The sequence below is a fragment of the Cellulosimicrobium sp. AB352 genome (genome assembly GCF_049538415.1).
GTDB classification, from domain to species: Bacteria; Actinomycetota; Actinomycetes; order Actinomycetales; family Cellulomonadaceae; genus Cellulosimicrobium; species Cellulosimicrobium funkei.
On sequence record NZ_JBMVFX010000007.1, the window covers coordinates 158,634 to 185,479 of the forward strand.

23 protein-coding genes and 1 riboswitch are annotated in these 26,846 nt (G+C 75.2%); of the genes, 11 read left to right on the forward strand and 12 right to left on the reverse strand.

From position 1 onward, the window contains the following. Positions 1 to 47 precede the first annotated feature (47 nt). A complete protein-coding gene (locus tag ACPCUX_RS07360) occupies positions 48 to 896 on the forward strand; it encodes a class I SAM-dependent methyltransferase (RefSeq protein ID WP_114553409.1) in 849 nt (282 codons plus the stop codon). 416 nt (positions 897 to 1,312) lie between these two features. On the opposite strand, the gene ACPCUX_RS07365 is transcribed toward ACPCUX_RS07360, so the two are convergent. Continuing rightward, positions 1,313 to 2,221: an SDR family oxidoreductase gene (locus ACPCUX_RS07365; protein WP_198163138.1), complete on the reverse strand. Its 909-nt coding sequence runs from the start codon at positions 2,219 to 2,221 to the stop codon at positions 1,313 to 1,315. 86 nt (positions 2,222 to 2,307) lie between these two features. Between ACPCUX_RS07365 and ACPCUX_RS07370 the strand changes: the two genes are divergently transcribed. Next, positions 2,308 to 2,832, forward strand: a complete 525-nt coding sequence (locus ACPCUX_RS07370; protein ID WP_228485158.1) for a low molecular weight protein-tyrosine-phosphatase — start codon at positions 2,308 to 2,310, stop codon at positions 2,830 to 2,832. Here ACPCUX_RS07370 and ACPCUX_RS07375 read toward each other — a convergent pair. From ACPCUX_RS07375 to ACPCUX_RS07390, 4 genes are all read right to left on the reverse strand, one after another. Continuing rightward, entirely contained in the window at positions 2,815 to 3,423 is a 609-nt protein-coding gene (locus ACPCUX_RS07375; RefSeq protein WP_137281385.1) for a VanZ family protein, read from the reverse strand. The genes ACPCUX_RS07370 and ACPCUX_RS07375 overlap by 18 nt on opposite strands. A gap of 163 nt (positions 3,424 to 3,586) precedes the next feature. Then, on the reverse strand, positions 3,587 to 4,735 hold the full coding sequence (locus ACPCUX_RS07380) for an alpha/beta hydrolase (protein ID WP_396049765.1): 1,149 nt from the start codon (positions 4,733 to 4,735) through the stop codon (positions 3,587 to 3,589). Between the two features lie 95 nt (positions 4,736 to 4,830). Next, positions 4,831 to 5,430: a DnaJ family domain-containing protein gene (locus ACPCUX_RS07385; RefSeq protein ID WP_423388456.1), complete on the reverse strand. Its 600-nt coding sequence runs from the start codon at positions 5,428 to 5,430 to the stop codon at positions 4,831 to 4,833. 65 nt (positions 5,431 to 5,495) lie between these two features. Further along, entirely contained in the window at positions 5,496 to 6,128 is a 633-nt protein-coding gene (locus ACPCUX_RS07390) for a hypothetical protein (protein WP_423388457.1), read from the reverse strand. Between the two features lie 123 nt (positions 6,129 to 6,251). Here ACPCUX_RS07390 and ACPCUX_RS07395 point away from each other — a divergent pair, with 123 nt between their 5' ends. Together ACPCUX_RS07395 and ACPCUX_RS07400 are read left to right on the forward strand one after the other, a co-directional pair. After that, entirely contained in the window at positions 6,252 to 7,436 is a 1,185-nt protein-coding gene (locus ACPCUX_RS07395) for a pyridoxal phosphate-dependent aminotransferase (RefSeq protein WP_354805024.1), read from the forward strand. A gap of 95 nt (positions 7,437 to 7,531) precedes the next feature. Next, complete coding sequence (locus tag ACPCUX_RS07400; RefSeq protein ID WP_249356011.1) at positions 7,532 to 8,431, forward strand: endonuclease/exonuclease/phosphatase family protein; 900 nt, start codon at positions 7,532 to 7,534, stop codon at positions 8,429 to 8,431. A gap of 16 nt (positions 8,432 to 8,447) precedes the next feature. On the opposite strand, the gene ACPCUX_RS07405 is transcribed toward ACPCUX_RS07400, so the two are convergent. Then, positions 8,448 to 8,816, reverse strand: coding sequence for a CBU_0592 family membrane protein (locus ACPCUX_RS07405; RefSeq protein WP_128957677.1), 369 nt, complete (start codon positions 8,814 to 8,816; stop codon positions 8,448 to 8,450). Positions 8,817 to 9,032: 216 nt separating this feature from the next. Here ACPCUX_RS07405 and ACPCUX_RS07410 point away from each other — a divergent pair, with 216 nt between their 5' ends. The 4 genes from ACPCUX_RS07410 (at position 9,033) to ACPCUX_RS07425 (ending at position 14,431) form a co-directional block, all read left to right on the forward strand. Further along, positions 9,033 to 9,950 (forward strand): LysR family transcriptional regulator, encoded by a 918-nt coding sequence (locus ACPCUX_RS07410; protein WP_108050856.1) that lies wholly within the window; start codon positions 9,033 to 9,035, stop codon positions 9,948 to 9,950. Positions 9,951 to 10,029: 79 nt separating this feature from the next. Beyond that, positions 10,030 to 11,529 carry a lactate/malate family dehydrogenase gene (locus tag ACPCUX_RS07415; protein WP_423388458.1) on the forward strand — a complete coding sequence of 500 codons (1,500 nt, stop codon included), beginning with the start codon at positions 10,030 to 10,032 and terminating at the stop codon, positions 11,527 to 11,529. Positions 11,530 to 11,633: 104 nt separating this feature from the next. Then, positions 11,634 to 12,713 (forward strand): PIG-L family deacetylase, encoded by a 1,080-nt coding sequence (locus ACPCUX_RS07420; protein WP_074804112.1) that lies wholly within the window; start codon positions 11,634 to 11,636, stop codon positions 12,711 to 12,713. Continuing rightward, positions 12,710 to 14,431 (forward strand): sensor histidine kinase, encoded by a 1,722-nt coding sequence (locus ACPCUX_RS07425; RefSeq protein WP_074804115.1) that lies wholly within the window; start codon positions 12,710 to 12,712, stop codon positions 14,429 to 14,431. The genes ACPCUX_RS07420 and ACPCUX_RS07425 overlap by 4 nt, the downstream gene beginning before the upstream one ends. Here the strand turns inward: ACPCUX_RS07425 and ACPCUX_RS07430 are convergent. From ACPCUX_RS07430 to ACPCUX_RS07440, 3 genes are read right to left on the reverse strand one after another with little or no spacing between them, the layout of a single operon-like run. Then, on the reverse strand, positions 14,428 to 15,564 hold the full coding sequence (locus ACPCUX_RS07430) for a hypothetical protein (RefSeq protein WP_175009387.1): 1,137 nt from the start codon (positions 15,562 to 15,564) through the stop codon (positions 14,428 to 14,430). The genes ACPCUX_RS07425 and ACPCUX_RS07430 overlap by 4 nt on opposite strands. 5 nt (positions 15,565 to 15,569) lie before the next feature. Then, on the reverse strand, positions 15,570 to 16,859 hold the full coding sequence (locus tag ACPCUX_RS07435; protein ID WP_074804119.1) for a glycosyltransferase: 1,290 nt from the start codon (positions 16,857 to 16,859) through the stop codon (positions 15,570 to 15,572). A gap of 4 nt (positions 16,860 to 16,863) precedes the next feature. Next, the gene (locus tag ACPCUX_RS07440) at positions 16,864 to 17,751 is read right to left on the reverse strand and encodes an ATP-grasp domain-containing protein (protein ID WP_423388459.1); all 888 of its coding nucleotides are present in this window, start codon (positions 17,749 to 17,751) and stop codon (positions 16,864 to 16,866) included. Positions 17,752 to 17,900: 149 nt separating this feature from the next. Beyond that, a riboswitch (glycine riboswitch) is annotated at positions 17,901 to 18,009 on the forward strand. 282 nt (positions 18,010 to 18,291) lie between these two features. Between ACPCUX_RS07440 and gcvP the strand changes: the two genes are divergently transcribed. From gcvP to gcvH, 3 genes are read left to right on the forward strand one after another with little or no spacing between them, the layout of a single operon-like run. Continuing rightward, positions 18,292 to 21,147: an aminomethyl-transferring glycine dehydrogenase gene (gcvP, locus tag ACPCUX_RS07445; RefSeq protein ID WP_423388463.1), complete on the forward strand. Its 2,856-nt coding sequence runs from the start codon at positions 18,292 to 18,294 to the stop codon at positions 21,145 to 21,147. Then, positions 21,144 to 22,367, forward strand: a complete 1,224-nt coding sequence (gcvT, locus tag ACPCUX_RS07450) for a glycine cleavage system aminomethyltransferase GcvT (protein WP_085386941.1) — start codon at positions 21,144 to 21,146, stop codon at positions 22,365 to 22,367. Before gcvP ends, gcvT begins: the two co-directional genes overlap by 4 nt. Positions 22,368 to 22,395: 28 nt before the next feature. Continuing rightward, positions 22,396 to 22,773, forward strand: a complete 378-nt coding sequence (gene gcvH, locus ACPCUX_RS07455) for a glycine cleavage system protein GcvH (RefSeq protein WP_021483687.1) — start codon at positions 22,396 to 22,398, stop codon at positions 22,771 to 22,773. A gap of 75 nt (positions 22,774 to 22,848) precedes the next feature. Here gcvH and ACPCUX_RS07460 read toward each other — a convergent pair whose 3' ends face one another. Genes ACPCUX_RS07460 through ACPCUX_RS07470 form a run of 3 tightly spaced genes read right to left on the reverse strand, consistent with a single transcriptional unit; the run spans position 22,849 to position 26,830 of the window. Continuing rightward, positions 22,849 to 23,418 (reverse strand): hypothetical protein, encoded by a 570-nt coding sequence (locus ACPCUX_RS07460; RefSeq protein ID WP_051027849.1) that lies wholly within the window; start codon positions 23,416 to 23,418, stop codon positions 22,849 to 22,851. Further along, on the reverse strand, positions 23,415 to 23,915 hold the full coding sequence (locus ACPCUX_RS07465; protein WP_043653117.1) for a pyruvoyl-dependent arginine decarboxylase: 501 nt from the start codon (positions 23,913 to 23,915) through the stop codon (positions 23,415 to 23,417). The genes ACPCUX_RS07460 and ACPCUX_RS07465 overlap by 4 nt, the downstream gene beginning before the upstream one ends. Beyond that, a complete protein-coding gene (locus tag ACPCUX_RS07470; RefSeq protein ID WP_186325292.1) occupies positions 23,912 to 26,830 on the reverse strand; it encodes a response regulator in 2,919 nt (972 codons plus the stop codon). The genes ACPCUX_RS07465 and ACPCUX_RS07470 overlap by 4 nt, the downstream gene beginning before the upstream one ends. Between the last annotated feature and the right edge of the window lie 16 nt (positions 26,831 to 26,846).

Genomic DNA, 26,846 nt, shown 5'->3' on the forward strand with positions numbered 1-26,846 from the left:
CACCGCTCGCGTTCGGCTCCGGCGCGCGGGCGGGTGACAATCGACCCATGCCTGACGCGGTACCCGACACCCCCGCCACCCCCGACCGCGCGAGCGAGGCGCCGGTGCCCGCCCGGGACGCCTCGTTCGAGGAGCACGTCGCGTGGGCTCGCGCCGTCCCGGTCGTCGGGTTCGACCTCTCCCCCGTGGCGGGCCGCGTCGTCGAGGACCCGCTGCCGTGGGACTACGTCGCGCTCGCGCGCGAGCTCGTCGCGAGCGGGCGCGGGCCCGTGCTCGACCTCGGCACGGGCGGCGGCGAGCTCCTCTCCACGCTCGGCCCGTTCCCCGCGGGCTCCGCGGCGACCGAGGGCTGGGCCCCGAACCTGCCGGTGGCCCGACGGCGGCTCCAGCCCCTCGGCGTCGAGGTGCGGCCCGTGGAGGGCGACGACGAGCAGCTCCTGCCGTTCTTCGACGGCCAGTTCGCGGTCGTCCTCGACCGGCACGAGGAGTTCGACCCGGACGAGGTGCTCCGCGTGCTGGAGCCGGGCGGCGTGTTCCTCACGCAGCAGGCCGACTCGCGCGACGGCGTGCGCCTGAGCACCGCGCTCGGTGCCGAGCCGGCGTGGGACCCGGACTCGGTCACGCTCGACGCCGCGGTCGAGGTGCTCCGCGAGGCCGGGTTCGTGGTCGACGCCGCGCGCGAGCACGAGGGCCTGCGCCGGTTCCGGGACCTGTCCGCCCTGCTCTGGTACCTGCGGCTCATGGCCTGGCAGGTGCCGGAGCTCGCGTCGCTCTCGCCCGAGGCGGTCGCGCGCTACGAGGCGCCCCTGCGCGCCCTGCACCTGCACCTCGCCGCGGGCCACGAGTTCGTCGACGAGGCGCCGCGCTTCCTCGTGGTCGCGCGCAAGCCCTTCTGACGCCTACTCAGCGTCGGGGTGCGGGCAGCAAGAAGCCCGCGGGCTGGAGGGTTCCTCCTGTCGTGCTGGACGAGGGCACGACACCCGCGGGCTCCGGTGGTTGCGTGGTACTCGCTCGCCGCCGGGGGCTCCCCTCGGGAGACCCCGCCCGGTTCACGGGCTCACCGCATCCGGTCCGTTGCTGGATCGGTTGCGCGACGACTAGCGCGCAACCACCTCACGAGTCCGAAGAATCTTCACTTCCAGGACCACCTCCTTTCGCGTGTACGACGACGGTACGTCCGCCTCCCGCGGCCACGCCAGGGGTTTTCGCCCACGGCGTGGAACCGCCGGGGAACGTCCCGCCGGGTGGCCCGGCCGGTCCTGCGAGGGGCGACCGGGCGACGCGCGGGCCGACGTCGCGCGCTCGACGCGGGTCAGGCGGGGCGCAGGTGCGCCCACTCCTCGGGGTAGTCGTCGAGCCACGCGGCGAACGACTGCGCGGGTCGCTCGACGAGCCGCGGGACCGTGTCGCTCACGTGCGCGAGCTCGCCCGCGGCGATCGCCGTGTACGACGACACCCAGCCGTCCACCTCGAACCGCGGCGCCCCGTACCGGTCGCGCGACGCGTACGCCTCGTCGACGGTCTCGGGGTGGTACGTGATCTCGCGGCCCGTGGCCGACGACAGCTCGGCCGCGACCTCGGCGAGCGTGAGCGCCTCGGGGCCCGTGACGTCGTAGGTGACGCCGTCGTGGCGGTGCGCGTCGGCGTCGAGCAGCACGACGGTCGCGACGTCGGCGATGTCGTCGTGCGAGACCGACGCGACGCGCCCGTCGCCCGCGGGGCCGCGGATCACGCCGTCGTCGCCCACCATGAGCGCGAGCCCGCGGTGGTAGAGGTTGTCGCGCAGGAACGTGTGCCGCACGCCCGTCGCGCGGATGTACTCCTCGGTGCGCCAGTGGTCACGCGCGAACGTGAACACGGCGTCGGGGGCGGCGCCCACGAACGACACGTAGACGATGCGGTGGACGCCCGCCGCGACGGCCGCGTCCACGGCCGCGCGGTGCTGCGCGACGCGGTCGACGTCCTCGCGCGCGGACACGAGCAGGACGGTGTCCACGCCGGTGAACGCCTCGACCATGCCGCGCGTGTCCGTGTACCCGGCGACGACGGCGACGTCCGACTCCGGCAGCGGGTCGTCGCCCAGGCTGGGCGCGCGGGCGGCGTCGCGCACCACGAGGCGTTGCGGCGCGCCCTCGGCGGCGAGCCGGAACGCGAGCTTCGACCCCAGGAGACCGCTCGCGCCCGTCACGGCGACCCGTCCCGACCCCGCCCCGATCATCATCTCCTCACGGTAGGCGCCCTGGTCACGGGCCGCCCGACGACCGGCCCGGACGGGAGGGGAACGCCCTCCTCGCGCAGAATGGGGCCATGTCCAGTGCCGAGACCCGCCCCGGGCCCTACCGCGTCATGACCGTCTGCACCGGCAACATCTGCCGCTCCCCCATGGCCGAGGTGGTGCTGCGCGACCGCTTCGAGGCGGCCGGGCTCGGCGACCGGGTCGTGGTGGACTCGACCGGGATCAGCGACGAAGAGCGGGGGAACCCGATCGACCGCCGCGCCCGGGCCGTCCTGGCCGAGCACGGGTACGTCGTCGACGGGACGCACCGGGCGCGTCAGGTGCGCGCGGGCGACCTCGCCGCGCGCGACCTCGTGCTCGCGATGACCGCCCAGCACGCGCGGGCGCTGCGGCGGCTCGACGCGTCGGCGCCGGTGCGCCTGTACCGCTCGTTCGACCCGGCGGCGCCGCGCGTCGAGCCGGGCGGGTCCGAGCACGTGCTCGACATCGCCGACCCCTGGTACGGGGGGCAGCAGGACTTCGAGGACTGCCTCGCCGAGGTCGAGGCCGCGGCCGACGGGATCGTGGACCTCGTGCGCTCAGAGCTCGACGGCTGAGCCCGCGCGACGGGCGGCCGTCCCGTCGGCGCGCGACCCGCGCGGCCGCGGCGCCGTGGACCAGCGGAAGCGGTCGAAGAACGCGTCGAGCGCGGGGACGCGGCACAGCACGGTGAACAGCCCGAGGCCGAGCGCGCCGCCCACGACGTTGAAGAGCAGGTCGCTGGCGTCCGCGATGTGACCGCCGCCCAGCAGGTGCGAGGTGACGTACTGGGTGACCTCGATCGCGAGGCTGAAGGCCGCTGCCGTGAGCACGACGCGCCACCACGACGGCCGCGCCAGGAGGAGCGGCAGGAGCATGCCCAGCGGCACGAACACGAGGACGTTCATCACCGCGTCGGCGACCTCGTAGTCCACGAGGGGCACGAGGACCAGGTGGGCGTCCCACGCGGCGCTGCTCACCGGCTTGTCGAGGAAGATCGGGAACACCGTGTTCGCCACGACCCCGGCCGCGTAGACGGCGAGCGCGAGCGCGACGGCGGCCCGCGGCAGCGTGAGACGACCGGACCGGTGCAGGCGCCACAGCAGCAGCCCGAGGACCACCGCCCCCAGCGGGACGACCACGGGGAGGACGGGGACCTCGCGAAACACTCGAACCGCTCCTTCAGCTGGCGACATGGCGCACGACGTCGCCGACGGTAGCGGTGCCCCGCCGCCCGGGAGATCCCCCGACGGTGCGACCCCGGCCGCGGCGCCCTCCCCCTGCGGGTGGACCGGGGCGCGCCGCCCGAGGTTCATCGGGTGTCGTCGAGCGTCACCGGCGGCGGGTCCGCCCGCGCAGCGTCCCGACGGCGGTGCCCACGGACCGCGCGACGGACCGTCCCGCGTGACGCACCGTGGCACCGAGCCGGCCGAGCGCGCGGCCCACGCCTCCCGTCGCGCGCGGCGCGCCGCGGGGAGAGGGGGCGACGGCGTCGGGCACGGGCGGCGTGACAGGCGCGGGCCGCGGCAGGTACGCGCCGACCCACTGCGCGATACGTCCGTACGCGAGCGCGCGCACGGGCCGGGAGGAGAGGACGACGTCGTGCAGGGCGCCGTCGAGGCGCGCGACCGTGACGAGGTCGCCGAGCTGGACCGAGCGCTGCGCGACGCCGTCGACGTCGATCGCGGTGTCCGTGCGCATCATCTCGGGCGACCAGCGGGGCAGCAGCGTGCTCCGGGCCGAGAGCAGGACGAGCACCGGGGCGCCGATCCCGAGGCCGCGCGCGACCGTCTGCTGGCCGTGGAAGACGGCGGACAGCCACGCGGGCGTCGTCCGGAAGCCGTGCTGCGGACGCCAGGTGAGGTCGTACGACCACTCGCCGTCGAACTCCTTGCTCACGGAGCGCGTGTAGAAGCCGAGGTCGACGTTGGGCAGCGGACGCGTGGGCGTGAGCCGGGCGCGCGCGCCGATCACGGGCTCGAGGAGGAGGCGGCCGACCTCGCGCGTCTGGAACTCGAGCCACGGGCTGTTGAGGACGAGCGCCGCCGCGCGCCCGGGGTGGCGCGCGAGCCACAGGCTCAGCGTGAGGCCGCCGGTCGAGTGGCCCATGAGCACGACCTCGCGCGGTGACCGCCCGTCGCCCCGGTGGCCCATCGCGACGAGCGCGGCCTCGATGTCCTCGTCGTACGTCGCGAGGTCGGCGACGAACCCGGGCGTCTGGCCGGGCCGCAGGCTGCGGCCGTACTTGCGCAGGTCGAGCGCGTGGAACCGCGCGCCGTGCGCCTCCCAGAAGTCGGCGAGCTCGGTCTGGAAGAAGTAGTCGGACCAGCCGTGCACGTACAGCACGTCGAGGTACGGGTCGGGCCCCGGGCGCCGACGCCGCACGAGCGTCGCGACGACCTCGCCCTCCTCGTCGGGCGAGAGCGGCAGCGTGAGCTGCTCGTAGTCGTCGCCCAGGACGTCGGGCTGCCAGTCCGCCATGCCGCTGACCCTAGGCGGGCCCGACGACGACCGCCCGCCCGGCGGGTCGCGGACCGGTCGGGCGGGGTCGGGTCCGGTCGAGTCGGTTCCGGTGGTCAGCGGGCGGCGCGGCGGGCGCGCCAGCGCGCGACCTCGTGCTCGACGTCGCGCGTCGGGGTCACGACCGGCGGCCCGCCGAGCAGCTGACGACGGGCGTCGACGACGCGCGCGTTGAAGTCGGCGAGGATCTCCCGGACGGACTTCTCGTCGAGCTCGCGGTCGAGGCGGTCGTCGAGCTCACGGTCCTCGGCCTTGAGGAGCATCGCCGGCGGCCCGAGACCGGTGAGCTGCTCGCGCTCGATGACCGCCTTGAGCCACCAGTCCGGGTCGTGCGTGCCCGTGAGCCCGGGGATGGGCTTGCCCGCGAGCGGGAGGTCGTCGAACTCGCCGCGCCGGACGGCCTGGTCGATCACCGTGTCGACGTACATCGCGCGGTCCTCGGGTCGTACACGACGTGGTCCACCGGTCGGGGCGTCGTCGTCGCGCGCCTCGGCCGCGCCGCGCGTGCCCGCCCCGCCCGGCGGCTCGCGGCGGGCGGGGTCGTCGTCGGGCACCTCCCGCTCCGCGGCCTCGCGCGCGGCCTCCCGCTCGACCCGGTACTGCGCGGCCCGCCGGACGGGGTCGTCGTCCGGGGTGCGGGAACGTCGTCGGAACACGAGCACCTCCCTCGTCGTCTCCGCCCAGCGTAGGCAGCCGCGGGCCGGCCGGACGAGCAGAGAGCTCAGCCGTCGAGGAGCGGGTGGTACCGGCGGCGCAGGGCCCGGTCGAGGGCGGCCAGCACGCCGCCGACCGTGAGGACCGTGTTCACCGGGCCCGGGAGGTCCGGCACGAACGGCGGCGTCCAGCCGGTGAACTGCGACGCCAGCTCGAGCAGCTGCGGCACCTGCGTGAGGAGCGCGACCGCGAGCACGACCCACGCCGTCACGCCCACGGCGCGGCTCGCCGTCGGGCGCTCGCGGTCCATGCGGTCGCGCCACGCCTCGGCGGTCCCGGGCAGCGGCGGGACGTCGTGCACGGTGCCGACCGCGTCCACGACGCGCACGTACCGCATCCCGTAGGTGCTCATCCTCGCCTCCAGCGTCGCGCCCCCGAGGTCGAACCGGGCGCGCGAGCGCTGCTCGTCGACGAGCCGGTCGTCCCGGTACAGCCGGATGCGCTCGTCCCAGTCGAGGAAGTCCACGGCCACGACGTACTCGTGGCCGCCGTGCCGGAGCCCGAACGCGCTCCGCCACAGCACGGCCCACCCGCGCACGGGGCGGAAGGTCGCGGCGCCGTCGCGTCGGTCGCCGTGGTCGCCGTGGTCGTCGTCCTCCCGGTCGTCGGGGCCGTCGCGCCAGGCGTCGTCGGTCGTCATGGCACCATCCGACCGCGGGCGCGGGGTGCGGCGCGTCGCCCGGACGACCGACCACCCGGCGCGGAGCCGGACCGGCGTCCGCCGAACGGATGACCCGGGCATGATGGGCTCATGCCCGGGTCGATGAAGGTCTCACGCCGCTCCCACGTGCCGCCGTTCGCGGTGATGGAGGTCCTCGCCGAGGCGAACCGGCTGCGCGACGCCGGCGCGTCCGTGCTCAACCTCTGCGCGGGCGAGCCGTCGACCGGGGCGTCGGACGTCGTGCGGCGCCGGGCGATCGAGCTGCTCGAGCACGGCGACCTCGGGTACACCGAGTCTCTCGGGGTCCCCGCGCTGCGGCGCGCGATCGCCGAGCACTACGACCGCTGGTACGGCGTCGAGATCGACCCGGCGCGGGTCGCGGTGACCACCGGGTCGTCCGGCGGGTTCCTCCTCGCGTTCCTCGCGGCGTTCGACGTCGGCGACCGCGTCGCGCTCGCCCGCCCCGGCTACCCCGCGTACAAGAACATCCTGCGCGCGCTGGGCTGCGAGGTCGTCGAGCTCGACTGCGGCCCGGAGACGCGCTACCAGCCGACGGTGTCGCAGCTCATGGAGGCGTACTACGACGGCGGCCTCGACGGGCTCGTCGTCGCGAGCCCCGCGAACCCGACGGGGACGATGATCCTGCCCGCCGAGCTCGACGCCGTCGCGGCGTGGTGCACCGACCACGACGTGCGGCTCGTCAGCGACGAGATCTACCACGGCATCGTCTACGGCGACGGCGCGGACGGTCCGGCCGCGGCGCTGCCCACGGCGGCGCGGTACGTGCCCGACGGCGCGGTCGTCGTCAACTCGTTCTCGAAGTACTGGGCGATGACCGGGTGGCGCCTCGGGTGGCTCGTGCTGCCGGACGAGCTCGTCGGGCCGGTCGACGCGCTCGCCGGGAACGTCGCGTTGTCGCCGCCCGCGCTCGCGCAGCACGCGGGCGTCGCCGCCTTCTCCCCCGAGGGGTACGCCGCCGCGGCCGAGAACGTCGCGCGGTACGCGGCGTCGCGCGAGCTCGTGCTGTCCCGGCTCGACGACCTCGGGTGGTCGCGGGTCGCGCCCGCCGACGGCGCGTTCTACGTCTACGCCGACGTGTCCGGGGACGGCCTGGACTCCGTGACGTGGTGCGCGCGCCTGCTCGCCGAGGCGGGCGTCGCGCTCACCCCCGGCACGGACTTCGACGGCGTCCGCGGCGGGGACTGGGTCCGGCTGTCGTTCGCCGCGGCGCCGAGCACGGTCGCCGAGGCGGTCGAGCGCATCGCCGCCTGGCGCCGCACCCTCTGACGGGCCCGGGGCGCGCCGCCCCTGCGGCGTCCCCGGTACCGGGCGGGGAACCCGCCCTGGTCGCGACGGTCCGCGGCCCGCGCGAGGATCGTCCGGTGCCCCACGACTCCCGTGACCTGACCCACGGACCGCTGCCCCCGCGACCGGAGGGCGCCCTCCGTCTCGCGACCTTCAACACGCTGCACGGCGCCGCGCTCGACGGGACGGTCGACGTCGAGCGGTTCGCGCGCGCCGTCGCCTACCTCGACGCCGACGTGCTCGCGCTCCAGGAGGTCGAGCGCGACTCGCCCCGCTCGCACCGCGCCGACCTCGTCGCCGTCGCGGCGGAGGCGCTGCGCGCCGAGCACCGGCACCTGTCCCCCACGCTGCGCGGCGTCTCCGGTGCGTGGGTGCGCGCGGGCCGGCCGGGTTCGGGCGTGCGGCGCGTCCCCGGCGTCGCGTCGTACGGGATCGGGCTCGTCAGCAGGTTCCCCGTCGAGCGGTGGTCGCGCCTCGAGCTCGACCGGATGCCGTGGCGGTCGCGCGTCCGACGGCGACGGCCGGGTGCCGCGACGGGGGTCGCCCGCCTGCTCCCGTTCCGGGTGGTGCCCGACGAGCCGCGCGCCGCGCTCGCCGCCGCCGTCCGCACGCCGTGGGGGCCGCTCACCGTCGTGACGGCGCACACGACGTCGCGCCCCGAGTTCACCGCGGACCAGCTCCGGTCCTTCACGGGGGCCTGCGCGCCGCTCCCCCGCCCGCTCGTGCTGCTGGGCGACCTCAACCTGCGCGCGCCCGAGCCGGCGGAGATCACCGGGTTCACGTCGCTCGCCGACGTGCTCACGCACCCCGTCGACCGGCCCGTGCGGCAGATCGACCACGTGCTCGCCGACGGCCTGCCCGGCGGCCCGACCGTCCGGGCCCTCGGGCCCGCCACGGCCGTCGACACGGGGCTGTCCGACCACCGCGCGGTCGTCGTGGACGTCGTCCTGGAGCCCGCGCCGGGCGCCTCGCGCTGAGCGGGGCCGGGGGCGGTCAGGCCGCGAGCCCGACCTCCTGGGGAGCGGGGTCACCGTCGGCGCGCACGGCGGCCGGTGCGGAGGCGGCCGCCGTGATCCCGGCGGCCTCGGCGAGCGTGCGACGGCGCGCACGACGCGCCCGCACGATGACGACGATCGCCTGGGCGCCGATGAGGACCCACACGAGGTTCGCGGCGACGGACGGCCACACGCCGTTCGCGGCGGCGACCATGCCCATGAGACCTGCGGCGGTGAGGTTGGTCAGCTGGAACGGGGCGGACGACGGCGCCCAGCGGCCACGGCTGACCATCGCGTAGGCGACGACGCCGGCGGCGGCACCGATCCAGCCGAGGAACATGACGATCGCGTCGAGGGTGACGGGCACAGCGGTACTCCGGTGACGAAGAAGGGGTGGAGGGGGGTACCGCGACGCTGCGGTGGCTGTGCGCTCCGGGCCGATGGCTGGTGGCGCGGGTGGTGCGAAGCTCGGGCGCCGACCCGTAAGGAGGAGGAGGTAACCGACCGGCGCCACGACAAGTGTGAGGCCTTCCGAGGTTCAGCACAATCGAAGGATTCTGCACCGGCCGTTTAGCATCTCTACATGGCGACGGACCCACGCAGACTTGGTTTCCTCCTTGCCGTGCACCGGGGCGGAGGCATCCTCGCGGCAGCGGATCTCCTGCACGTCACCCCGTCCGCGGTCTCCCAGCAGATCCAGCGGCTCGAGGCCGAGGAGGGGGTCGTCGTGCTCGACCGCGGACCGCGCGGCGTGACCCTCACCCCGGCCGGTCGCGTGCTCGCCGAGACCGCCGAGCGCATCGAGACCGAGCTCGTCGAGGCCCGCAAGGCGCTGGCCGCGCTCGGCGACGAGGTGAGCGGGCGCGTCGCCGTCGGCTCCTTCCAGACGGCGATCCGCGCCGTCGTCGCACCCGTCGCCGGGAGGCTCGCCGAGACCGCACCGGGGATCGAGCTCGACGTGCAGGAGCGCGAGCCCACCGAGGCGCTGCGGCTGCTGCGCGCGGGCGAGCTCGACGTCGTGCTCCTCGAGCGCGACTACGAGGCCGACTCCCCCGCCCCGCGCGGCACGCGCGAGATCGTCCTGCTCGACGAGCCGTGGCGGCTCGTCGTCCCCGCCGGCATGCCGACGCCCACGCGTCTCGACGACGTGCGCGACGCCGTGTGGCTGGGACCCGAGCCCGGCACCGCCGCGGCCCGTGCGCTCCGGCGGCTGTCGCGCGGGCTCGGCGGGACCCTGCGCACGCGGCACAACTACTACGACTTCGACGTCGCGCTCTCGCTCGTCGCGGCCGGGCTCGGCGTCGCGATGCTCCCGGCGCTCGCCGTGGAGGGTGGCGCGTCGGACGAGGTGCCCGACGGCGTCACGGTCGTCGGCCTGCCCGGGCTCGGCTCGCGCCGCCTCGTCGCGCGCCACCGCGCGACCCGGCACGAGCCCCGGCCGGTCGTCTCCGCGGTGCTCGACGAGATGGTCGCCGCCGCGGGCGACATCGCGTTCGCCTGACGTCGTGGTCCCCGGGTCCGCCGGACGATCCCAGGGCCGCTGAGGGTCGCGACGGCGCGGGGCGTCGTAGCCTGCCGGGGTGGACGTAGCGGTGGTGGGGGCGACGGGCGACGTCGGCCGACAGGTGTGCACGCAGATCGTCGAGCGGCGGGTGCTCCCGCCGACGGCGCGGCTCCAGCTCGTCGGTCGGGCCGGCGGCGCGTCGGGGCGCGCCGTGCACGGGCTGCGCGCCGACCTCGTCGACGCGTACGACGAGCACGCGCCGCTCCTCGACGTCGCGTACTCGCCCGACGACGTCACTGCCGACGTCATCGTCGTCGCCGCCGGCCTCACTCCCCCGGCCCGCACGGGCGCCGACCCCGACCGGCGCGTGCTCGCCGCGACGAACGGCGCGGTGCTCGCCGAGTACGCGGACGCGATCGCGCGGCACGGCTCGGGCCACGAGGTCGTGATCGTCGTGACGAACCCCGTCGAGCTCGGTGTCGCGGTCATGGCGGAACGGCTCGGGCGGCACCGCGTGCTCGGCATGGGGGCCTGGCTCGACACGCTGCGGTTCCGGCGCGAGCTCGCGGTCGAGCTGGGCGTGCGGCGGCACCGCGTCGGCGGGTTCGTCGGGGGCCAGCACGGCGAGGACGCCGTGCCGCTCTGGTCGACCGTCCGGGTGAGCGGGCTCGACGCCGACGAGCGGGCGCGCGCCGTCGCCGCGCTGCGCCGCGGCCGCACGCTCGACGCGCTGCCCGGCGAGATCGCCGCGGCGAAGGACGAGCTCGCGCGCGTCGCGAGCCAGGACATGGGCGCCGCGTTCGAGCTCATCGACACCTGGCCCGCCGACCTGCGGCTCGTCACGCGGCCCTGGATGACGCACCAGTCCGGCGCCAAGACCCCCGCGGGCACCGCGAGCGCGACCGTCGACCTGCTGGAGGTGATCCTCGACGGCCGCGAGATCGTCGTCGCGGGGCAGGTCGCGCTCGACGGCGAGCTCGACGGACGCCTTGCCCCGGCCGACGGCGTGCCGTCGCGCGGCGTCCTCGGCGTCCCGGTCGTGCTCGGCCCCGGCGGCTGGACGCGCGTGCTGCTCGACGAGCTGCCCGACGACGAGGCGCGCCGGCTCGTGCAGGCGGCCGGGGGGATCGATCGCCTGGTGTCGGCGAGCGCGGCGTCGGCGAGCGCGGGGTCGCCCGCGGGCGGTACGGCGAGCGCGGCGGCGGGTGCGGAGGGTTCGTCGGGCGCGGCGGGCACGCAGGTCGGGACGGCTGGCGTCCCGGGCACGACCGGGACGACGGTCGCGGAGCGCGTGCCGACCCCGGCCGGTGCGGAGCGCGACTGGGTCGCGACCGTGCACGGTCTGGACCAGCCGGGCACGCTCACCGCGCTCACCGGGGTGTTCTCGACGCGCGGCGTGAGCTTCGACTCGCTCGCCACCGGGCCGGTGGACGGCGACGGCCGGGCGGGGCGGATCGTCGTGTCGTTCCGCGCGACGCCCCGCCGCACGCGGGCCCTGGAGCGCGCGGTCCGGCGTCTCGCGACGGTGCGCTCCGTCGTCGTCGAGCCCGCGGGAGGCGACGCCGGGCGTCCCTGACCGCGCCCCGGGGTGCCCGTGCCGCGCACGCCGGGACCGTGACGAGCGGTGTCGTCCCGGGGCGCGTACCGTCGATGGGACCGAGTCCGCAGTCAGGGGGGACCGTGCCCGAATCCCAGTACCAGGTGCTCGTGATCGAGGACGACCTCGACGCCGCCGAGTTCCTGAGGATCGCGCTCGAGCGTCACGGCGGCATGCACGTCGACACGGTCGAGACCGCCGAGGGAGCCGTCGAGGCGCTGCGACGGCAGTCGTACGACGTCCTCGTCAGCGACATCCAGCTGCCCGGCCGTTCCGGGCTCGAGGTCCTGCCCGAGCTCCGGGCGATCGACCCGGCGGTGCGCGTCATGATCGTCACCGCGTACCCGACCGTGGACCACGCGATCGGTGCGCTGCGCGAGTCGGCGGACGACTTCCTCGTCAAGCCGGTGACAGCCGCCGAGGTCGTCCGCCGCGCCACCGAGCTCGCGCAGCGGACCCGGGCGGCCCGCACCTCCTCCCGGCAGCGGGTGCTCGCCGTCGGAGCGCACCCGGACGACGTCGAGATCGGGGTGGGTGCCACGCTCGCCGCGCACGCCGCCGCCGGGGACGAGATCGTGACGCTCGTCCTCTCCGGCGGTGCGGTCGGCGGCGAGACCTCGGCCCGCCGCTCGGAGGCGGCCGCCGCGGCCGCGGTCGTCGGTGCGCGCCTCGTGCACCTCGACTTCCCCGACACGCGGCTGGACCCCGCCGCGGGGATGATCACCGCGATCGAGGAGGTCGTCCGGGAGGTCCGCCCGACGCGGATCTACACCCACGGGATCCACGACCGCCACCAGGACCACCGCGCCGTGCACGAGGCGGTCCAGGTCGCTGCGCGGGAGGTCCCGGGGCTCTGGTGCTTCCAGAGCCCGTCCTCGACCGTCGAGTTCGCGCCGAACCGCTTCGTCGACGTCGACGGGTTCGTCGACACCAAGCTGAGCATGCTCGCCGCCTTCGCGTCCCAGAGCCACCGGGAGTACATGCAGCCCGACGTGGTGCGTGCGACCGCGCGGTACTGGGCCAGGTTCAGCCCCGCCCGCGACGCCGAGCCGTTGGAGACGGTCCGGGCCAGCGAGACCCTCGTCCGCGGGGAGGTCGTCCAGGCGGCTCCCGCGGTCGACGGGCAGGGGGCGGACGCCGGGCACGGCTCCGGCGGGCGGTGAGCAGACCGACCGAGCTCGGTGAGAGGTACCCGGTCCTCCGCCTGGGCTGGGCGGACGAGGACGCCGTCGCGCTGCGCCAGGTGCCCATCACGCTCTCCGTGGTGGTCGCCGCGGCCTCGCTGTGGTGGATGGTGGAGCCCGCCCGTCCGGGTCTGCTGGTCGCGGCGGTCGTGCTCTCCGTCGGCGTCCTCGTGGTCGCCGCGCTCGGCCGGTGGGACACGTGGCCCGTCTCATGGCGCTTCGCCTGCTCGCTCGCGCAGATGCTCGCGATCGGCCTGCTCGACGTCGGGGCGGGCCTCCAGGCGGTGACCCTCGACATCCTCCTCGTCCTCCCCCTCGCGAGCCTGGCGCTCCGTCCGGGCTCGGCCGGTCCCGCGGTCGGGCTCGCGGGCGCGGGTCTGGTCCTCCTCGTGCCGGTCGTCGTGGACACCGGCCGGATCCAGCCCGTCCTGCACGCGGTCGTCACCTTCTCGATCCTCGCGACGCTCGCGCTCGGCATCCACGGCATGGTGACGCTCGCGCGCGGCCAGGCCGTCCAGCTGGCCGCCGCCCGCGACGCCCTCGACGCGTCGTCACGACGTCTGCGCGACTCGCGGGACACGCTCGCGAGCATCCTCGCCGCCGCTACCGAGCAGGCCTTCCTGGCCACCGACGACGCGGGCACGGTGGTCTCCGCCAACACCGGCGCCGAACGTCTCCTCGGGACGGCGGCGAGCACGCTCGTGGGGACGGACGTCGTCCGCCTCCTCGGCGGAGGATCGGCCGCGGCGGGCGAGGCGGGCGACCAGGAGGGGGGCACGCCGTCGGCGCTCGCGGAGATCGTCGGGGCCGCCGCGCACGGCGGCACCGAGGTGCACGAGCGCGACCACACCCTGCCGGACGGTACGAGTCGTCGGCTCGAGGTGGTCGTGACCCGCAGGCCCGCCCTCTCGGGGCCGGCGCCGGAGCTCCCGCCGGGCTACCTGTTCGTGGCGACCGACGTGACGCGCCGCCACGAGGACGAGCAGGAGCAGGACGCGTTCATCGGCCTCGTCAGCCACGAGCTGCGCACGCCGCTCGCCTCGATCCTCGGGTACGTCGACCTGCTCCGGATGCGGCCCGAGAGCCTGGACGACGAGCAGCAGCGCTATCTCCAGGTCGTGGAGCGCAACGCGCACCAGCTCCAGGCCCTGGTGGAGGACCTGCTCACCAGCGCCCAGGTGGTCTCCGGGACGTTCGCCCTGGTACCGATGGAGCTGGACGTGGTGGAGGTGGTCCGGGAGGCCGTGGCGTCCACCGCACCGGTCGCGGCCCGTGCCGGGGTCGCGATCGTCGAGGACGGGGACGCCGAGGTCCGCCTGCTCTCCGACGCGCAGCGGCTGGGCCAGGTGGTCGAGAACCTGCTCACGAACGCCGTGAAGCACAGCACGCGGGGCGGCCAGGTGCGGGTGAGCGTCACCGCCGAGCCCGCGCAGGATGCCGCCCGGTGCGTCCGCGTCCGGGTCGTCGACCACGGCACCGGCATCCCGGCGGATGAGCTCGCGCGCCTGACCGAGCGCTTCTACCGGACCCGGGAGACCGTCCGTCGGCGGGTCCGGGGCGTCGGTCTCGGCCTGTCGCTCGTGCAGACGATCGTCGACGCGCACGGGGGGAGCCTGTCCATCGCCAGCGAACCGGGGGTCGGGACCGAGGTGGACGTGCTCCTGCCCGACCTCTCACCGGACCAGGACGAGCCCTAGGCCGGTTCTTCGCTCGCGTCGGGGCGCCACACGGACGCGAGCGCGGTCCAGTACGCGTCGCCCATGAGGGAGTACGGGGTCACGTTGACCGAGCGCACCCCGTTCGTCGCGGCGAAGGAGACGCCCTCCGCCATCGTCTCCGGCTCGATGTTGCGGCCGCGCCCCGCCCAGAGGCCGACGGAGATCGTGATGCGCGACGTGTCGTATCCCGCCGCAGCGAGCGCTGCGGTGAGCGCCTCGACGCTGTCGGCCTCGTGTCCCGAGTTCTGGAAGTAGGCCCAGACGGTCAGCCGGTCGACGGCGGACAGCAGGACGCCGTAGTCGTGGCCGCTGGACGGGACGCCCTGCGCGAGGTCGTCCCAGTCCACGCGTACCTCCATGGAGAGGGCGATCGACGCGCCGTCGCCGTCCCCGACCTCGTCGAGGCCGGCCCGCATCCGCGCGAGGAGCCCGGCGAGCACGTCGGACCGCCAGGACCCCAGCTCCGGCGCGTCCTCCTGGACCGCGCCGGACTCGTCGCGCGGCCAGTCCTCCGCGCCGGTCATCTCGCGGTAGAGCGCGAGATCGTCCTCGCCGAACGTGTAGCCGTCGAGGAAGAGCTCGGTCACGGAGATGTACGCGGGCTCGTACCGCTCGCCCAGCGCGACGACGTAGGCGACCAGGCGGTCACCGACGGGCCCGGTCGCGAGAGCGCTCGCGGAGGCCTGGTAGGTCGCCGTCTCACCGCTCGTGCTCCGGCCGGCGAGGGAGGGGTCCTGCTCGAGCCACCGCGGGACGAACGCGTCCACGATCAGGCCGAACTCGCGCTGCGCGCCGTCGGAGGTCCGGGCCAGGGCGCGCGCCGCCGTCGAGAGGTGGTCGGTACCCGGCTCGGCGGCGGCCTCCGGGTAGGCGGCCCAGTCGAACGCGGTGAACTCCACCCGTCCGGCGTTGAGCTCCACGGCGTTCGCCCCGGCGGAGTCGAGGTGCTGGTCGACCGCTCCCCAGTCGGTGCCCGGGTCGGTCACCACACCGAAGTCGATGCTGACGGACCGTACGTCGTCGGGCGGGGGCGTGGACCGCATGGGCGGCAGGGACTCCTTCCACGGGCTTGCGAGGAGCACCGCCGCGACGACGACGGCGACGAGGGGCACGACGATCAGCGCGACCCAGGGTCGTCGACCGCGCCGAGCCCGCGCACCGACACCGTGCCGGTCCTCTCGAGCTTGTCCCATCGTCCCTCCGCGTCCGTCGTCTCCCGGCGTGCCGCCTCCAGCATGACCAGTGTCATGAGCGAGGAGTAGACGGGCCACAGCGGGACCGTCCACAGATATCGAAGATCGCCGGGTGCGTGGTCGAGCACGACCGCGAGGAGCAGCAGCCCCAGGGACAGGGGCAGCCCGAGGAACAGCGCCCACTCCCACCACGACGGAGGCAGCCAGCCCGTGCCCTCGACGGCGACGAGGACGGAGAGGGCGAGGAACGCGAGCACCTGGAGGAACGGTCCCGCCACCTGCGACACGGTGTTGTAGAGCAGGTACGCCCCGAAGCGCCCGTACCGGAGGTTGCCGATCATCCGCCGGTGCAGCGCCGACACCTGGAGCAGGCCGCGCGCCCACCGCACCCGCTGTCGCCAGAGGCCGCGGACCGTCGAGGGCGACTCGGCGTAGACCACGGCGTCCGGCGCGAACGTCACCCCGTAGCCGGCGGCGTGCACCCGCCAGGTGAGCTCGAGGTCCTCTGCCAGGGTGTCCGTCCGGAGGGGCCCCGTGCGTTCGAGCACCTCGCGCCGGAACGCGCCCACGTTCCCCGACACGACGGGGAGGCAGCCGAGCACGTCGAGCGCGCGGCGCATGAGCCCGGTGCCGACGTGGCTGACGAGGGCGAGGAACCGCGTCAGCACCCGATCGAGGTTCACCGGACGGTCGTTCCCGCACACCGCGCCGACGCGGGCGTCGCGGAACCCGCGCAGCAGCCGGGTGATCGTGTCGGGCCGGAAGACGCCGTCGGCGTCGACCAGGAGGACGACCTCGCCCCGCGCGAGGGCGATGCCACGGTTGAGGGCGGCGCCCTTGCCGGCGTTCTCCTGCCGCACCGCGTGCACGCGCGCGTGCCGCTCGGACAGCCTGAGCATCCTGTCGAAGGTGTCGTCGCGGGACCCGTCGTCGACGCACAGGATCTCGAAGCGCGGGTAGTCGCTGCGCAGGAGCGACCGCACGCAGTTGTCGATGACGACCGCCTCGTCGAAGGCGGGGACCACGACGGAGACCAGAGGAGGCTCCGCCCAGGACGGGCCGAGCCCGGCGGGGCCGGGTGCCGCGCGTCGGTGGCGGTGCTCGAAGGCGAGCGCGAACGGCACGAGGGCGAGGCGGACGAGCCCCACGACGAGGAGCGTCGATCCGACCACGAGCGCGAGCGCGGTGAGGACTCCGGTCAGGGCGGCCGGCATGCCTTCAGACCGGCCACTCGCGGAGCACGGCGTCGAGCAGCTCCGGTGCGGACTCGGACACCGCCCCGAAGCGCGCGTTGACCTCCAGGACGACCGGTGTCCCGTCCGCGAGCCGCCGGACGTCCATGTCGAGAGGACCGACGAGCCCGAGCGCCAGGGTCGTGGCCCGTGCCACGGCGGCGACGTCCGCGGCCGCGCTCTCCTCGAGGCGCGTCACCGTCGTGGCGTTGCCGACGCGTCCCTCCTTGCGGCCGGTCTTCTCCAGGACGACGACCTGCGTCCCCCCGGTCGACGGCGACCGGAACACCTGCGGGCAGTACTCCCGCCCCGGCGCGAACCCCTGGACGATCCACGACGCGTCGAGAGCGGCCCATGCCGGGTCGTCCGCGGTCTCCACGACGTGGACGCCACGCCCGCCCCGCGCGACACGCGGCTTGACGACGACCGGACCCGCCGCCCAGTCGAGCGCGTCCGCCGCGGAGGGCAGGGCGTCGGCCCCGGCGTGCGGCGGGACGCCGACGCCCTGGCGGTCGAGCGCGAGCATCGTGAGGAGCTTGTCGCCGGCGACGGCCGTCGGGCCGGGCGGCGACACCACGACGTCGCGGGTCAGGCCCGCGGCACCGGCGAGGACGGCGAGGTGCGCCAGCTCCTCGGAGACGGACGGGACGACGAGGACGTCTCCGTACCGGCGCACGAGCGCCAGGGTCGCGCCGTCGTAGGCGGGGTCTCCCGCCGCCGGGACGGCCTCCACGGTCGCGAACCCCGGGACGGCACGTGGCGCCAGGTCCACCCCGACGGCGTGCACCTCCGGTCGTCGCGCGAGCTGAGCCCCGAGCGCCCGCCCGGCCGGCCCTGCGGCCCCGGTGACGATGATCGTGCGCGTGTCCCCCATCGTCCGAATGTACGGCGGCCTCCTGGGGTCCGCAGGGCCGGGGGCACCGGGTACGCGGGAGCGAGGGCGGTGTGCCCGCTACGATGAGGCCACAACTCCATGCTTGACCGGCGGTGCCGTCCTTCGGGCGCGGTGCCGGCCGGGCCGCCAGAACCGCGACGGGAGAGTCCGTCGCCCCGGTCCCCGGACCGCGGCGACGGCGCCGAAGGAGCAAGTCCTCCCCGGGAATCTCTCAGGCCCACGTACCGTCGAGGCGAGGCAACTCTGGAAAGCGGCCGTGCTGGGGCGCCCTCGAGGCGTCGCGCGCGGCCCACCGACGGTGCAAGTCGGCGCGCCCCGGCCCTCGTGGCACGGCGGACCGGCAAAACTCTCAGGTCGACGCGTGCGTCCGATGACAGAGCGGGGAGGGACCCGCCGTCGTCCCCTCCCCCGGAGGTCCCCGTGACCCAGCCGTCCCTCGACCGCACCTCCCCGCTCGACGCCGCCTCCGGCGCGTTCGCGCCGCGCCACCTCGGCCCGCGGGGCCGCGAGGTGCAGGTCATGCTCGACCAGCTCGGCCACGCCTCGCTCGACGCGCTCGTCGACGCCGCCGTGCCCGCGGCGATCCGCACCGAGCGCCCGCTCGACCTGCCGGCGGCGCGCACCGAGACGGAGGTGCTCGACCACCTGCGCGCGCTCGCCGCGAAGAACGTCGTCAAGACGCAGATGATCGGGCTCGGCTACTACGGCACCGTCACTCCCCCGGTGATCCGTCGCAACGTCCTCGAGTCCCCCGCCTGGTACACGGCGTACACGCCGTACCAGCCCGAGATCTCGCAGGGCCGCCTGGAGGCGCTGCTGAACTTCCAGCAGGTCGTCGAGGACCTCACGGGCCTCGACGTCGCGAACGCGTCGCTGCTCGACGAGGCGACCGCGGTCGCGGAGGCGGTCGCCCTCATGTGGCGGGCCTCGCGTGCGAAGAGCGGCTACGTGGTGCTCGACGCCGACCTCTTCCCGCAGACGCTCGCGGTGACGCTCGGTCGCGCGCAGGCCGTCGGCCTGCCCGTGGTGGTCGCGGACCTGTCGGGCGGCCTGGAGGCCGGGCTCGCCGCCGCCCGCGCGGCGGGCGCGTTCCCCGCCGAGGTGGACGACGACGCGCACCTCGTGGGCGTCGTCGTCCAGCAGTCGGGCGCGTCGGGTCGCGTCGTGGACTGGCGGCCCGTGGTCGCGGAGGCCAAGGACGCGGGTGCGCTCGTCACGGTGGCGAGCGACCTGCTCGCCCTGACGCTGCTGGTCTCCCCCGGCGAGCTCGGCGCGGACGTGGCGGTGGGCTCCGCCCAGCGGTTCGGCGTCCCGCTGTTCTACGGCGGCCCGCACGCCGCGTTCATGGCCGTCCGCAAGGGCCTCGAGCGGTCCCTGCCGGGCCGCCTCGTGGGCGTCTCGATCGACGCCGACGGCGACACCGCCTACCGCCTCGCCCTCCAGACGCGCGAGCAGCACATCCGGCGCGAGAAGGCGACGAGCAACATCTGCACGGCGCAGGCGCTCCTCGCGATCGTCGCCTCGATGTACGCGGTCTACCACGGCCCCGACGGCCTCCGCGCGATCGCCGAGCGCACCCACGCCCACGCCACGACCCTCGCCGAGCACCTGCGCGCGGGCGGCGTCACGGTCGAGCACGCCACCTTCTTCGACACCGTCCGCGCCGTGGTCCCGGGCCGCGCCGCCGCCGTCGTCGAGGCCGCAGCAGCGGCCGGCGTCAACCTGTACAACCCTGATGCAGATCATGTACAGATCGCCTGCGACGAGACCACCACGTCGGCGATCCTCGCCACGGTCGTGCGGGCGTTCGGGGTCGACCCCGCGACCGGGCAGAGCGAGGACGGCGCCGCTGCCGCAGCGCCCGGCCACGACCTCCCGGACTGGGCGACCCGCACGACGCCGTACCTCCAGCACCCGATCTTCCGTCTGCACCGCTCCGAGACGTCGATGCTGCGCTACCTGCGCCGTCTCGCGGACAAGGACCTCGCCCTGGACCGGACGATGATCCCGCTGGGCTCGTGCACGATGAAGCTCAACGCGACGGCCGAGATGGAGGCGATCTCCTGGCCGGGGTTCGCCGATCTGCACCCGTTCGTGCCCGCCGACCAGGCGCGCGGCTACGAGGAGCTGATCGGCGGCCTGGAGTCGGCGCTGGCGGAGATCACGGGGTACGCGGGCGTCTCCGTGCAGCCGAACGCGGGCTCGCAGGGCGAGTTCGCGGGCCTGCTGGCGATCCGCGAGTACCACGTCTCTCGCGGTGACGTGGAGCGCGACGTGTGCCTGATCCCCGCGTCGGCGCACGGCACGAACGCGGCGTCGGCGGCGCTGGCGGGCCTGAAGGTCGAGGTCGTGCGGACCGCCGAGAGCGGCGAGGTGGACCTCGCCGACCTCCGCGCCAAGCTGGCCGACCACGGGCCGCGGGTCGCGGCGATCATGATCACCTACCCCTCGACGCACGGCGTCTTCGAGGAGCACGTCCGCGAGGTGTGCGACCTCGTACACGAAGCAGGTGGCCAGGTGTACATCGACGGCGCGAACCTCAACGCGCTCGTCGGGCTCGCGCGACCGGGGGAGTTCGGCGGCGACGTCTCGCACCTGAACCTGCACAAGACCTTCTGCATCCCGCACGGCGGGGGAGGGCCCGGGGTCGGGCCGGTCGCGGTCGGCGAGCACCTCGTGCCGTTCCTCCCGGGCGACCCGCTCGCGCCGGGCGCGTCCGCCGCGACGCCCGTCTCGGCGACCCGGTACGGCTCGGCCGGGATCCTGCCGATCTCGTACGCGTACGTCGCTCTCATGGGCCCGGACGGGCTCACGGAGGCGACGAAGACGGCGGTGCTCACCGCGAACTACGTCGCGAGCCGTCTCGCCGACCACTACCCGGTGCTCTACACCGGGCCGAACGGCCTCGTCGCGCACGAGTGCATCCTCGACCTGCGCCCCATCACCGCGGAGACGGGCGTGACCGCGGAGGACGTGGCGAAGCGGCTCATGGACTACGGGTTCCACGCCCCGACGCTCTCGTTCCCCGTGGCGGGCACGCTCATGGTGGAGCCGACGGAGAGCGAGGACCTCGCGGAGCTCGACCGGTTCGTCGACGCGCTCGTTGCCATCCGCGGCGAGATCGACGCGGTCGCGTCGGGCCGCTGGGCGGTCGAGGAGTCGCCGCTGCGCGGCGCGCCGCACACCGCGGCGGCGCTCGTGGCGGAGGACTGGGACAAGCCCTACTCGCGCGAGCTCGCGGCCTACCCGGTCGCGAGCCTGCGCGCCGGGAAGTACTGGCCGCCGGTGCGCCGCATCGACGGTGCGCGGGGCGACCGCAACCTCGTGTGCTCGTGCCCGCCCCTGGAGTCCTACGTGACGGGAGACCTCGCATGACCGAGCAGCAGACCGGGACGACCGAGAGCGCGGAGCGCCGCAGCCCGCTGCACGACGAGCACGTCGCGCTCGGCGCGAACCTCACGAGCTTCGGCGGGTGGCTCATGCCGCTGCGGTACACGTCCGACCTCGCGGAGCACCGCGCCGTCCGCGAGGCGGCCGGCCTGTTCGACCTCTCCCACATGGGCGAGATCGAGGTCGCGGGACCGCAGGCCGCGGCCGCGCTGGACCACGCGCTCGTCGGGAACCTCTCCGCGGTCGCGCCGGGCCGGGCGCGCTACACGATGATCTGCCAGGAGGACGGCGCGGTCCTCGACGACCTGGTGGTGTACCGCCTCGCGGACGAGCGATTCCTCGTGGTCGCGAACGCGGGGAACGCGGACCTCGTCGCGCGCGAGCTCGTGGAGCGCGCCGCGGGCTTCGACGCGACGGTCACCGACCAGGGCGCGGGCACGGCGCTCGTCGCGGTCCAGGGCCCGCGTGCGGAGGAGATCGTCGCGGGCCTCACGGACCCGGCCGACCCGGTCGCCGCCGAGACCGTGCGGGACCTCCGGTACTACGCGGCCGCGCCGCTCGTGCTGCGGACCGACGACGGCCCGGTCGACGCGCTCGTGGCCCGCACCGGGTACACGGGGGAGGACGGGTTCGAGCTCTTCGTGCCCGCGGACCGCGCCGCCGTCCTGTGGCGCACGGTGCTCACCGCGGGGGCGCCGCTCGGCCTGGTCCCGGCGGGCCTGTCCGCGCGCGACTCGCTGCGCCTGGAAGCGGGGATGCCGCTGTACGGGCACGAGCTCGACACCACGACCACGCCGTACGAGGCGGGGCTCGGGCGCGTCGTGAAGCTCGACAAGGTCGACGCCGACGGCGCGCCGCTCGAGTTCGTCGGCCGCGCCGCGCTCGCCGCGCGCCGGGAGTCGCCGCCCGCGCGCGTGCTCGTCGGGCTCCGGGGCCTGGGGCGGCGGCCCGCGCGGGCGGGCTACGCCGTCGTGCTGCCGGGCGACGGCGTCGACGCCGGGGGAGCGGTGGGGGAGTCCGCGCGTCGCGTGGGCACGGTGACGTCCGGCGCGCCGTCACCGACGCTCGGCCACCCGATCGCCCTCGCGTACGTCACGCCCGAGCTGTCGGCGGAGGGCACCGAGCTTGCCGTCGACGTGCGCGGCCGGGCCGAGCCCGTGGTCGTCGTGCCGCTCCCGTTCTACCGTCGTCCCCAGCAGTCCTGACCGCCCCGTCGTCCCGAAGGAGAACCCCATGACCGAGGCCCAGTTCCCGGCGCACCTGCAGTACACGGCCGAGCACGAGTGGATCGACGGCTCGACGCCCGCCGTCGTCGGGATCACCGCGACGGCCGCCGAGGCCCTCGGCGACATCGTCTACCTGGAGCTGCCCGAGGTGGGCGCCGAGGTGACCGCCGGGAGCGTCATCGGCGAGGTCGAGTCGACCAAGTCCGTGTCGGAGCTCTTCTCGCCCGTGACGGGCACGATCGTCGAGGTGAACCAGGCGGCGGTCGACGACCCGGCCGTCGTGAACTCGGACCCGTACACCGACGGCTGGCTGTTCAAGGTCGACGTCGTCGACACGGGCGACCTGCTCACCGCCGACCAGTACGCGGCGCACGTCGGCAGCTGACGACCCGGCCGGGGCGGCGCGGACCGCCCCGGCACAGGGTCGGCGGAACGTTCGGCGGAACGGCCGGCGGAACGGTCAGCGGAACGTCGTCGCGTAGTACGTCTGCTGGTCGACGGTCTCGACCTCGACGTCCTGCGTCCGCTCGAGGTGGCGGCGCAGGTTGTCCGCGAACCGCAGCGAGTCGTCGTTGAACCGCGACACGTCGTAGGCGCACACGACGCGGTTCTCCGCGAGGTGCGCGACGAGCGCGTCGATCATGTCCATGAACGTCCGGCTCGCACGACGGCCCGGGTGGGCGAGCGTGAAGCCGATGTACCAGACGGCGCCGCGCGCCGCGTGCTCGGGGTAGCGCGCCGCGAAGAACTCCGGGCTCACCCACGGGACGGCCGCGAGGTCGGTCGCGAGCGTCGTCAGCCCGACGGCCGCGCCGTCGTCGTCGTGCGCGAGGAGCTTGAGCACCCGCGGGTCGCTCATCTCCTCGTCGAACTCCTCGCGGTGCAGCACGTGCCGGGCGGCTGCACGGGTCCGCAGCGGCTCGAACGCCTCGAGGTAGAGCTCCCAGAACCGGTCGGCGAGCTCGCCGCCCACGGTCTGCTCGAACGTCACCGCGGCGCGCCCCGCGCCGGCGCGCGTCGGCGCCGTCACCGGGTCTCCCCGTCCCAGCCCTCGCGGCGGTACGCGGCGACGACGACGGAGCACACGGGCAGCGACTCGCAGCGCACCCCGGCGACCCGGCGACCGGCCGGGTGGAACCGGTTGCCGCGGGTCGCGGCCAGGTCCTCGAGGCTGAGCGTGAGGTCCAGCTCGAGCTGCTCGTGCGACGGCGCCTCGTGCTCCACGAAGAGACCGGCACCGCTGTCGTCGTCGCGCAGCGACCACGCCACGCCGGCCCACGCCTCGTGGCCGGGCATCACGGCGTGCGCCTCGGCGTACACGCAGTAGAGGAGGTCGCCGTGCCCGCCGTACCCCTCCTCGAGACGGTCCACCTCGACCACGCGGGACCCGGGCGGCACGACGGAGCTCAGCCGGACGAGGTTGAAGTCGCCGACGCCGGCGTCCGTGAGCGCCGCGTCGAACGCGGAGAGCTCGGTCCTCCCCGTGCCCGTCCCGTGGCTCACGTAGATGATGGGTCCCGCGGTCATGTGATCTCCGTCCCTGAGGCTCTTGCCCCGTCGTCGTGCGCCGTGCCCCAGCGGCCCGCGGCCGTGTCCAGGAGGTCGAGCACGGGTTCCAGCAGCTTCTCGGGGGCGGTGCTCCCCTTGCGCAGGTAGACGGTATCTCCCAGCCTGAGGTCCGCACGCTCGTGCGCGTCCAGGCGGGCCCCGCTGTAGATGACGAGCGGGACCCGGCTCAGGCGGCCGTCCTGGCGGAGCGCGTCGACGACCTCGCGCCCCGCGCCGTCGGGCAGCGTGAGGTCGAGCACGACGAGCGCCGGGTCGTCGCCGCCCGCGAGCACCTCCAGCGCCTCGTGGACGCTGCGTGCCAGCGTGACGACGAGGCCCGCGCCCTGCAGCACGGCCCGGACCACCTCGCCGACCTCCGGGTCGTCCTCGACGACGAGCACGTGCTCGTGGTGCGGGCGCAGGCTCACGGCCTCCTTGACCGTGCGCTCGAGCTCCGCGGGCGCGACCGGCTTGACGAGCCAGCGGTCGGCGAGCGACGCCGTCGCCTGGGCCTTCGAGGGCTGCGAGCCCGAGACGATGACGACGGGCACGTTCGCCGTCGCGGCGCTCCGGCGCACCCGGTCGAGCACGTCCTGCCCGTCGCGCCCCGGCATCGCGAGGTCGAGCACGACGGCGGCGGGCCGGGCCGCCTCGATGGCTGCGAACGCGAGCGTGCCGTCGGTCACCCCGACGACGTCGTACCCGCGCGACTCCAGGACCGCGCGCAGCACGTCCACGACGTACGCGTCGTCGTCGACCACCACGACCCGGGGGCGCTGGTCGCCGGGCGCGGTCGCGGGCACGTCGTCGGCCGGGTCGAGGACCGGCTCCGGCCGGGGGAGGGTCGCGCGGAAGGTCGCGCCCATGCCCTCGCCGCGGCTCTCGGCCCAGATGCGGCCCCCGTGGCGCTCCACGATGCTCTGCGAGATCGCCAGGCCGAGCCCGCTGCCGCCCCGCTCGCGCGAGTCCGACGCGTCGACCTGCTCGAAGCGCCGGAACACCGCCTCGAGCTTGTCCGGCGGGATGCCGCGCCCCTCGTCCTCGACGCGGAGCTCGACCATCTCCCCGGCGGAGCGCGCGGACACGCGGACCGTCCCGCCCGGCGGGGAGAACTTCACGGCGTTGCTCAGCAGGTTGGTCAGCATCTGCACGACGCGGTCCCCGTCGACGGCGACGACCTCGTCGGTGTCCTCCTGCACGATCTCGACGCCGGCGTCGCGCGCGAGCAGCCCGACCGGCTCCGCGGCCGTCGAGACGAGGTCGGCGACGCGGTGGTCGGCCCGCTCGAGCGGCGTCGTGCCCGAGTCCATGCGCTCGATGTCGAGGATGTCGTCCACGATCCGGTTGAGGCGGTCGCTGCTGGACCGCGCGACGTGCACCATGCGCGCCGAGCGCTCGGGGAGCGTGCCCAGGGCCCCGCTGTCGAGCAGGCCGAGCGCGCCGCGGATCGCGGTGAGGGGCGTGCGCAGCTCGTGGCTCACGACGGACACGAACTCGTCCTTGAGCCGCTCGACCTCCCGCCGGTCCGTGATGTCGCGGAACACGACGACCGCGCCCAGCGTGCGGCCGTCGTCCTTGAGCGGGCTCGCCGTGACCTCGACGGCCACCTCGGAGCCGTCCTCGCGGAGGTAGACGTCCTGCTCGGCGACCGCGGTGATGCCGTCGCGCACGGCCTCCCGGATGTAGCAGGACTCCGCGGGGTAGGGGTTGCCGTCCGCGTCCGGCGCGTGGAAGAGCGCGTGCGCGTCCCGGCCGATGAGCGAGTCCTGGCTCGCGCCGAGCGTGCGGGACGCCGCCGCGTTGACGAAGGTGACGCGGCCGTCGGGGTCGACGCCGTAGATGCCGTCCGCCACGGACTCGAGCGTCCGTGCGCGCTCGCCGGCGAGCGCGCGGAGCTGGGACGTGCGCTCCTCGACGCGTCGCTCCAGGCCGTGCAGCAGCGACTCGTTGTCGGCGACGACGAGGATCTGCCGGGCGACGACGGCGAGCAGCACGACGACCCACAGCGCGTTCGGGGCCCACGTGAAGCCTGTCGAGGACTGCACGACCCGGATCAGGGCGGCCGCGAGGAACAGGCAGAACGTCACGGTCGTGCCCAGGATCGCGGACCCCTGCGCCCGCTCGTCGGCCACCGGGCTGCCGCTCGCCGCCCGGTGCCGCGCGGCGAGCGCGATCATGAGGTACCCACCGACCCACCCGACGTCGATCGGGCTGCCGAACGTGAACGTGCCGTCGGCCGAGAGCAGGGCGAACGCGACGTCGGCGACGGCGTAGAGCACGAACCCGCTGCCCACGAGCACGAGGGGCACCCGCTCGGAGGCGGTCGAGCGGGTCATCACGAGGACGGCGAAGGTCGCGAGCAGCGCGTCCACCACCGGGAGCGTGTACGCCGTGACGGCCGTGGTGCCGGTCGGCGGGGCCTCGGCCGAGCGGAGCGTCACCGCGTAGAGCGCGATGTACAGCACCGAGCCGCCGACGACGACGCTGTCGAGCAGCATCCGCCCGATCTCCTTGCCGCGCGGGCGCACGGTGGGGAAGAACGCGAGCCCGACGATGCCGAGGACCAGCGCGGCGATGTAGGCGTAGTCGCCCGTCGACGGGTTGTCGACCAGGCCCGCGTAGACATTGCCGACGAGACCGACCACGCCGCCGAGCGCGAGCAGGCTCCACGCCCGACGCCGTCGGCCCGTCGAGCGTGCCGCGCGCCACCCGCAGCTCGCCGCAGCGATCGCCCCGGCGCTCACGATCGAGGCCTGCGAGACCGTGCGTCGCGTCTCGGCGTCGAGGGGGCTCGCGAGGACCGCGGCGAGGAGCACGAGGAGGACGCCGACCACCCAGCACCAGAGGACGAAGGGGTCGTGCGTCCGCTCCGCCGGTCCCCGCTGCCCCACCATGCGTCGAGCGTAGGGG

Coding starts and splice junctions, on each gene's coding strand:
- ACPCUX_RS07360 (WP_114553409.1), top strand. CDS start 48: ATGCCTGACGCGGTACCCGACACCCCCGCCACCCCCGACCGCGCGAGC.
- ACPCUX_RS07390 (WP_423388457.1), bottom strand. CDS start 6,128: ATGACGACCGACGACGCCTGGCGCGACGGCCCCGACGACCGGGAGGAC.
- ACPCUX_RS07365 (WP_198163138.1), bottom strand. CDS start 2,221: ATGATGATCGGGGCGGGGTCGGGACGGGTCGCCGTGACGGGCGCGAGC.
- gcvH (WP_021483687.1), top strand. CDS start 22,396: ATGACCGAGGCCCAGTTCCCGGCGCACCTGCAGTACACGGCCGAGCAC.
- ACPCUX_RS07370 (WP_228485158.1), top strand. CDS start 2,308: ATGTCCAGTGCCGAGACCCGCCCCGGGCCCTACCGCGTCATGACCGTC.
- ACPCUX_RS07470 (WP_186325292.1), bottom strand. CDS start 26,830: ATGGTGGGGCAGCGGGGACCGGCGGAGCGGACGCACGACCCCTTCGTC.
- ACPCUX_RS07395 (WP_354805024.1), top strand. CDS start 6,252: ATGAAGGTCTCACGCCGCTCCCACGTGCCGCCGTTCGCGGTGATGGAG.
- ACPCUX_RS07410 (WP_108050856.1), top strand. CDS start 9,033: ATGGCGACGGACCCACGCAGACTTGGTTTCCTCCTTGCCGTGCACCGG.
- ACPCUX_RS07440 (WP_423388459.1), bottom strand. CDS start 17,751: ATGGGGGACACGCGCACGATCATCGTCACCGGGGCCGCAGGGCCGGCC.
- gcvT (WP_085386941.1), top strand. CDS start 21,144: ATGACCGAGCAGCAGACCGGGACGACCGAGAGCGCGGAGCGCCGCAGC.
- ACPCUX_RS07465 (WP_043653117.1), bottom strand. CDS start 23,915: ATGACCGCGGGACCCATCATCTACGTGAGCCACGGGACGGGCACGGGG.
- ACPCUX_RS07435 (WP_074804119.1), bottom strand. CDS start 16,859: ATGCCGGCCGCCCTGACCGGAGTCCTCACCGCGCTCGCGCTCGTGGTC.
- gcvP (WP_423388463.1), top strand. CDS start 18,292: ATGCTCGACCAGCTCGGCCACGCCTCGCTCGACGCGCTCGTCGACGCC.
- ACPCUX_RS07380 (WP_396049765.1), bottom strand. CDS start 4,735: ATGGCGGACTGGCAGCCCGACGTCCTGGGCGACGACTACGAGCAGCTC.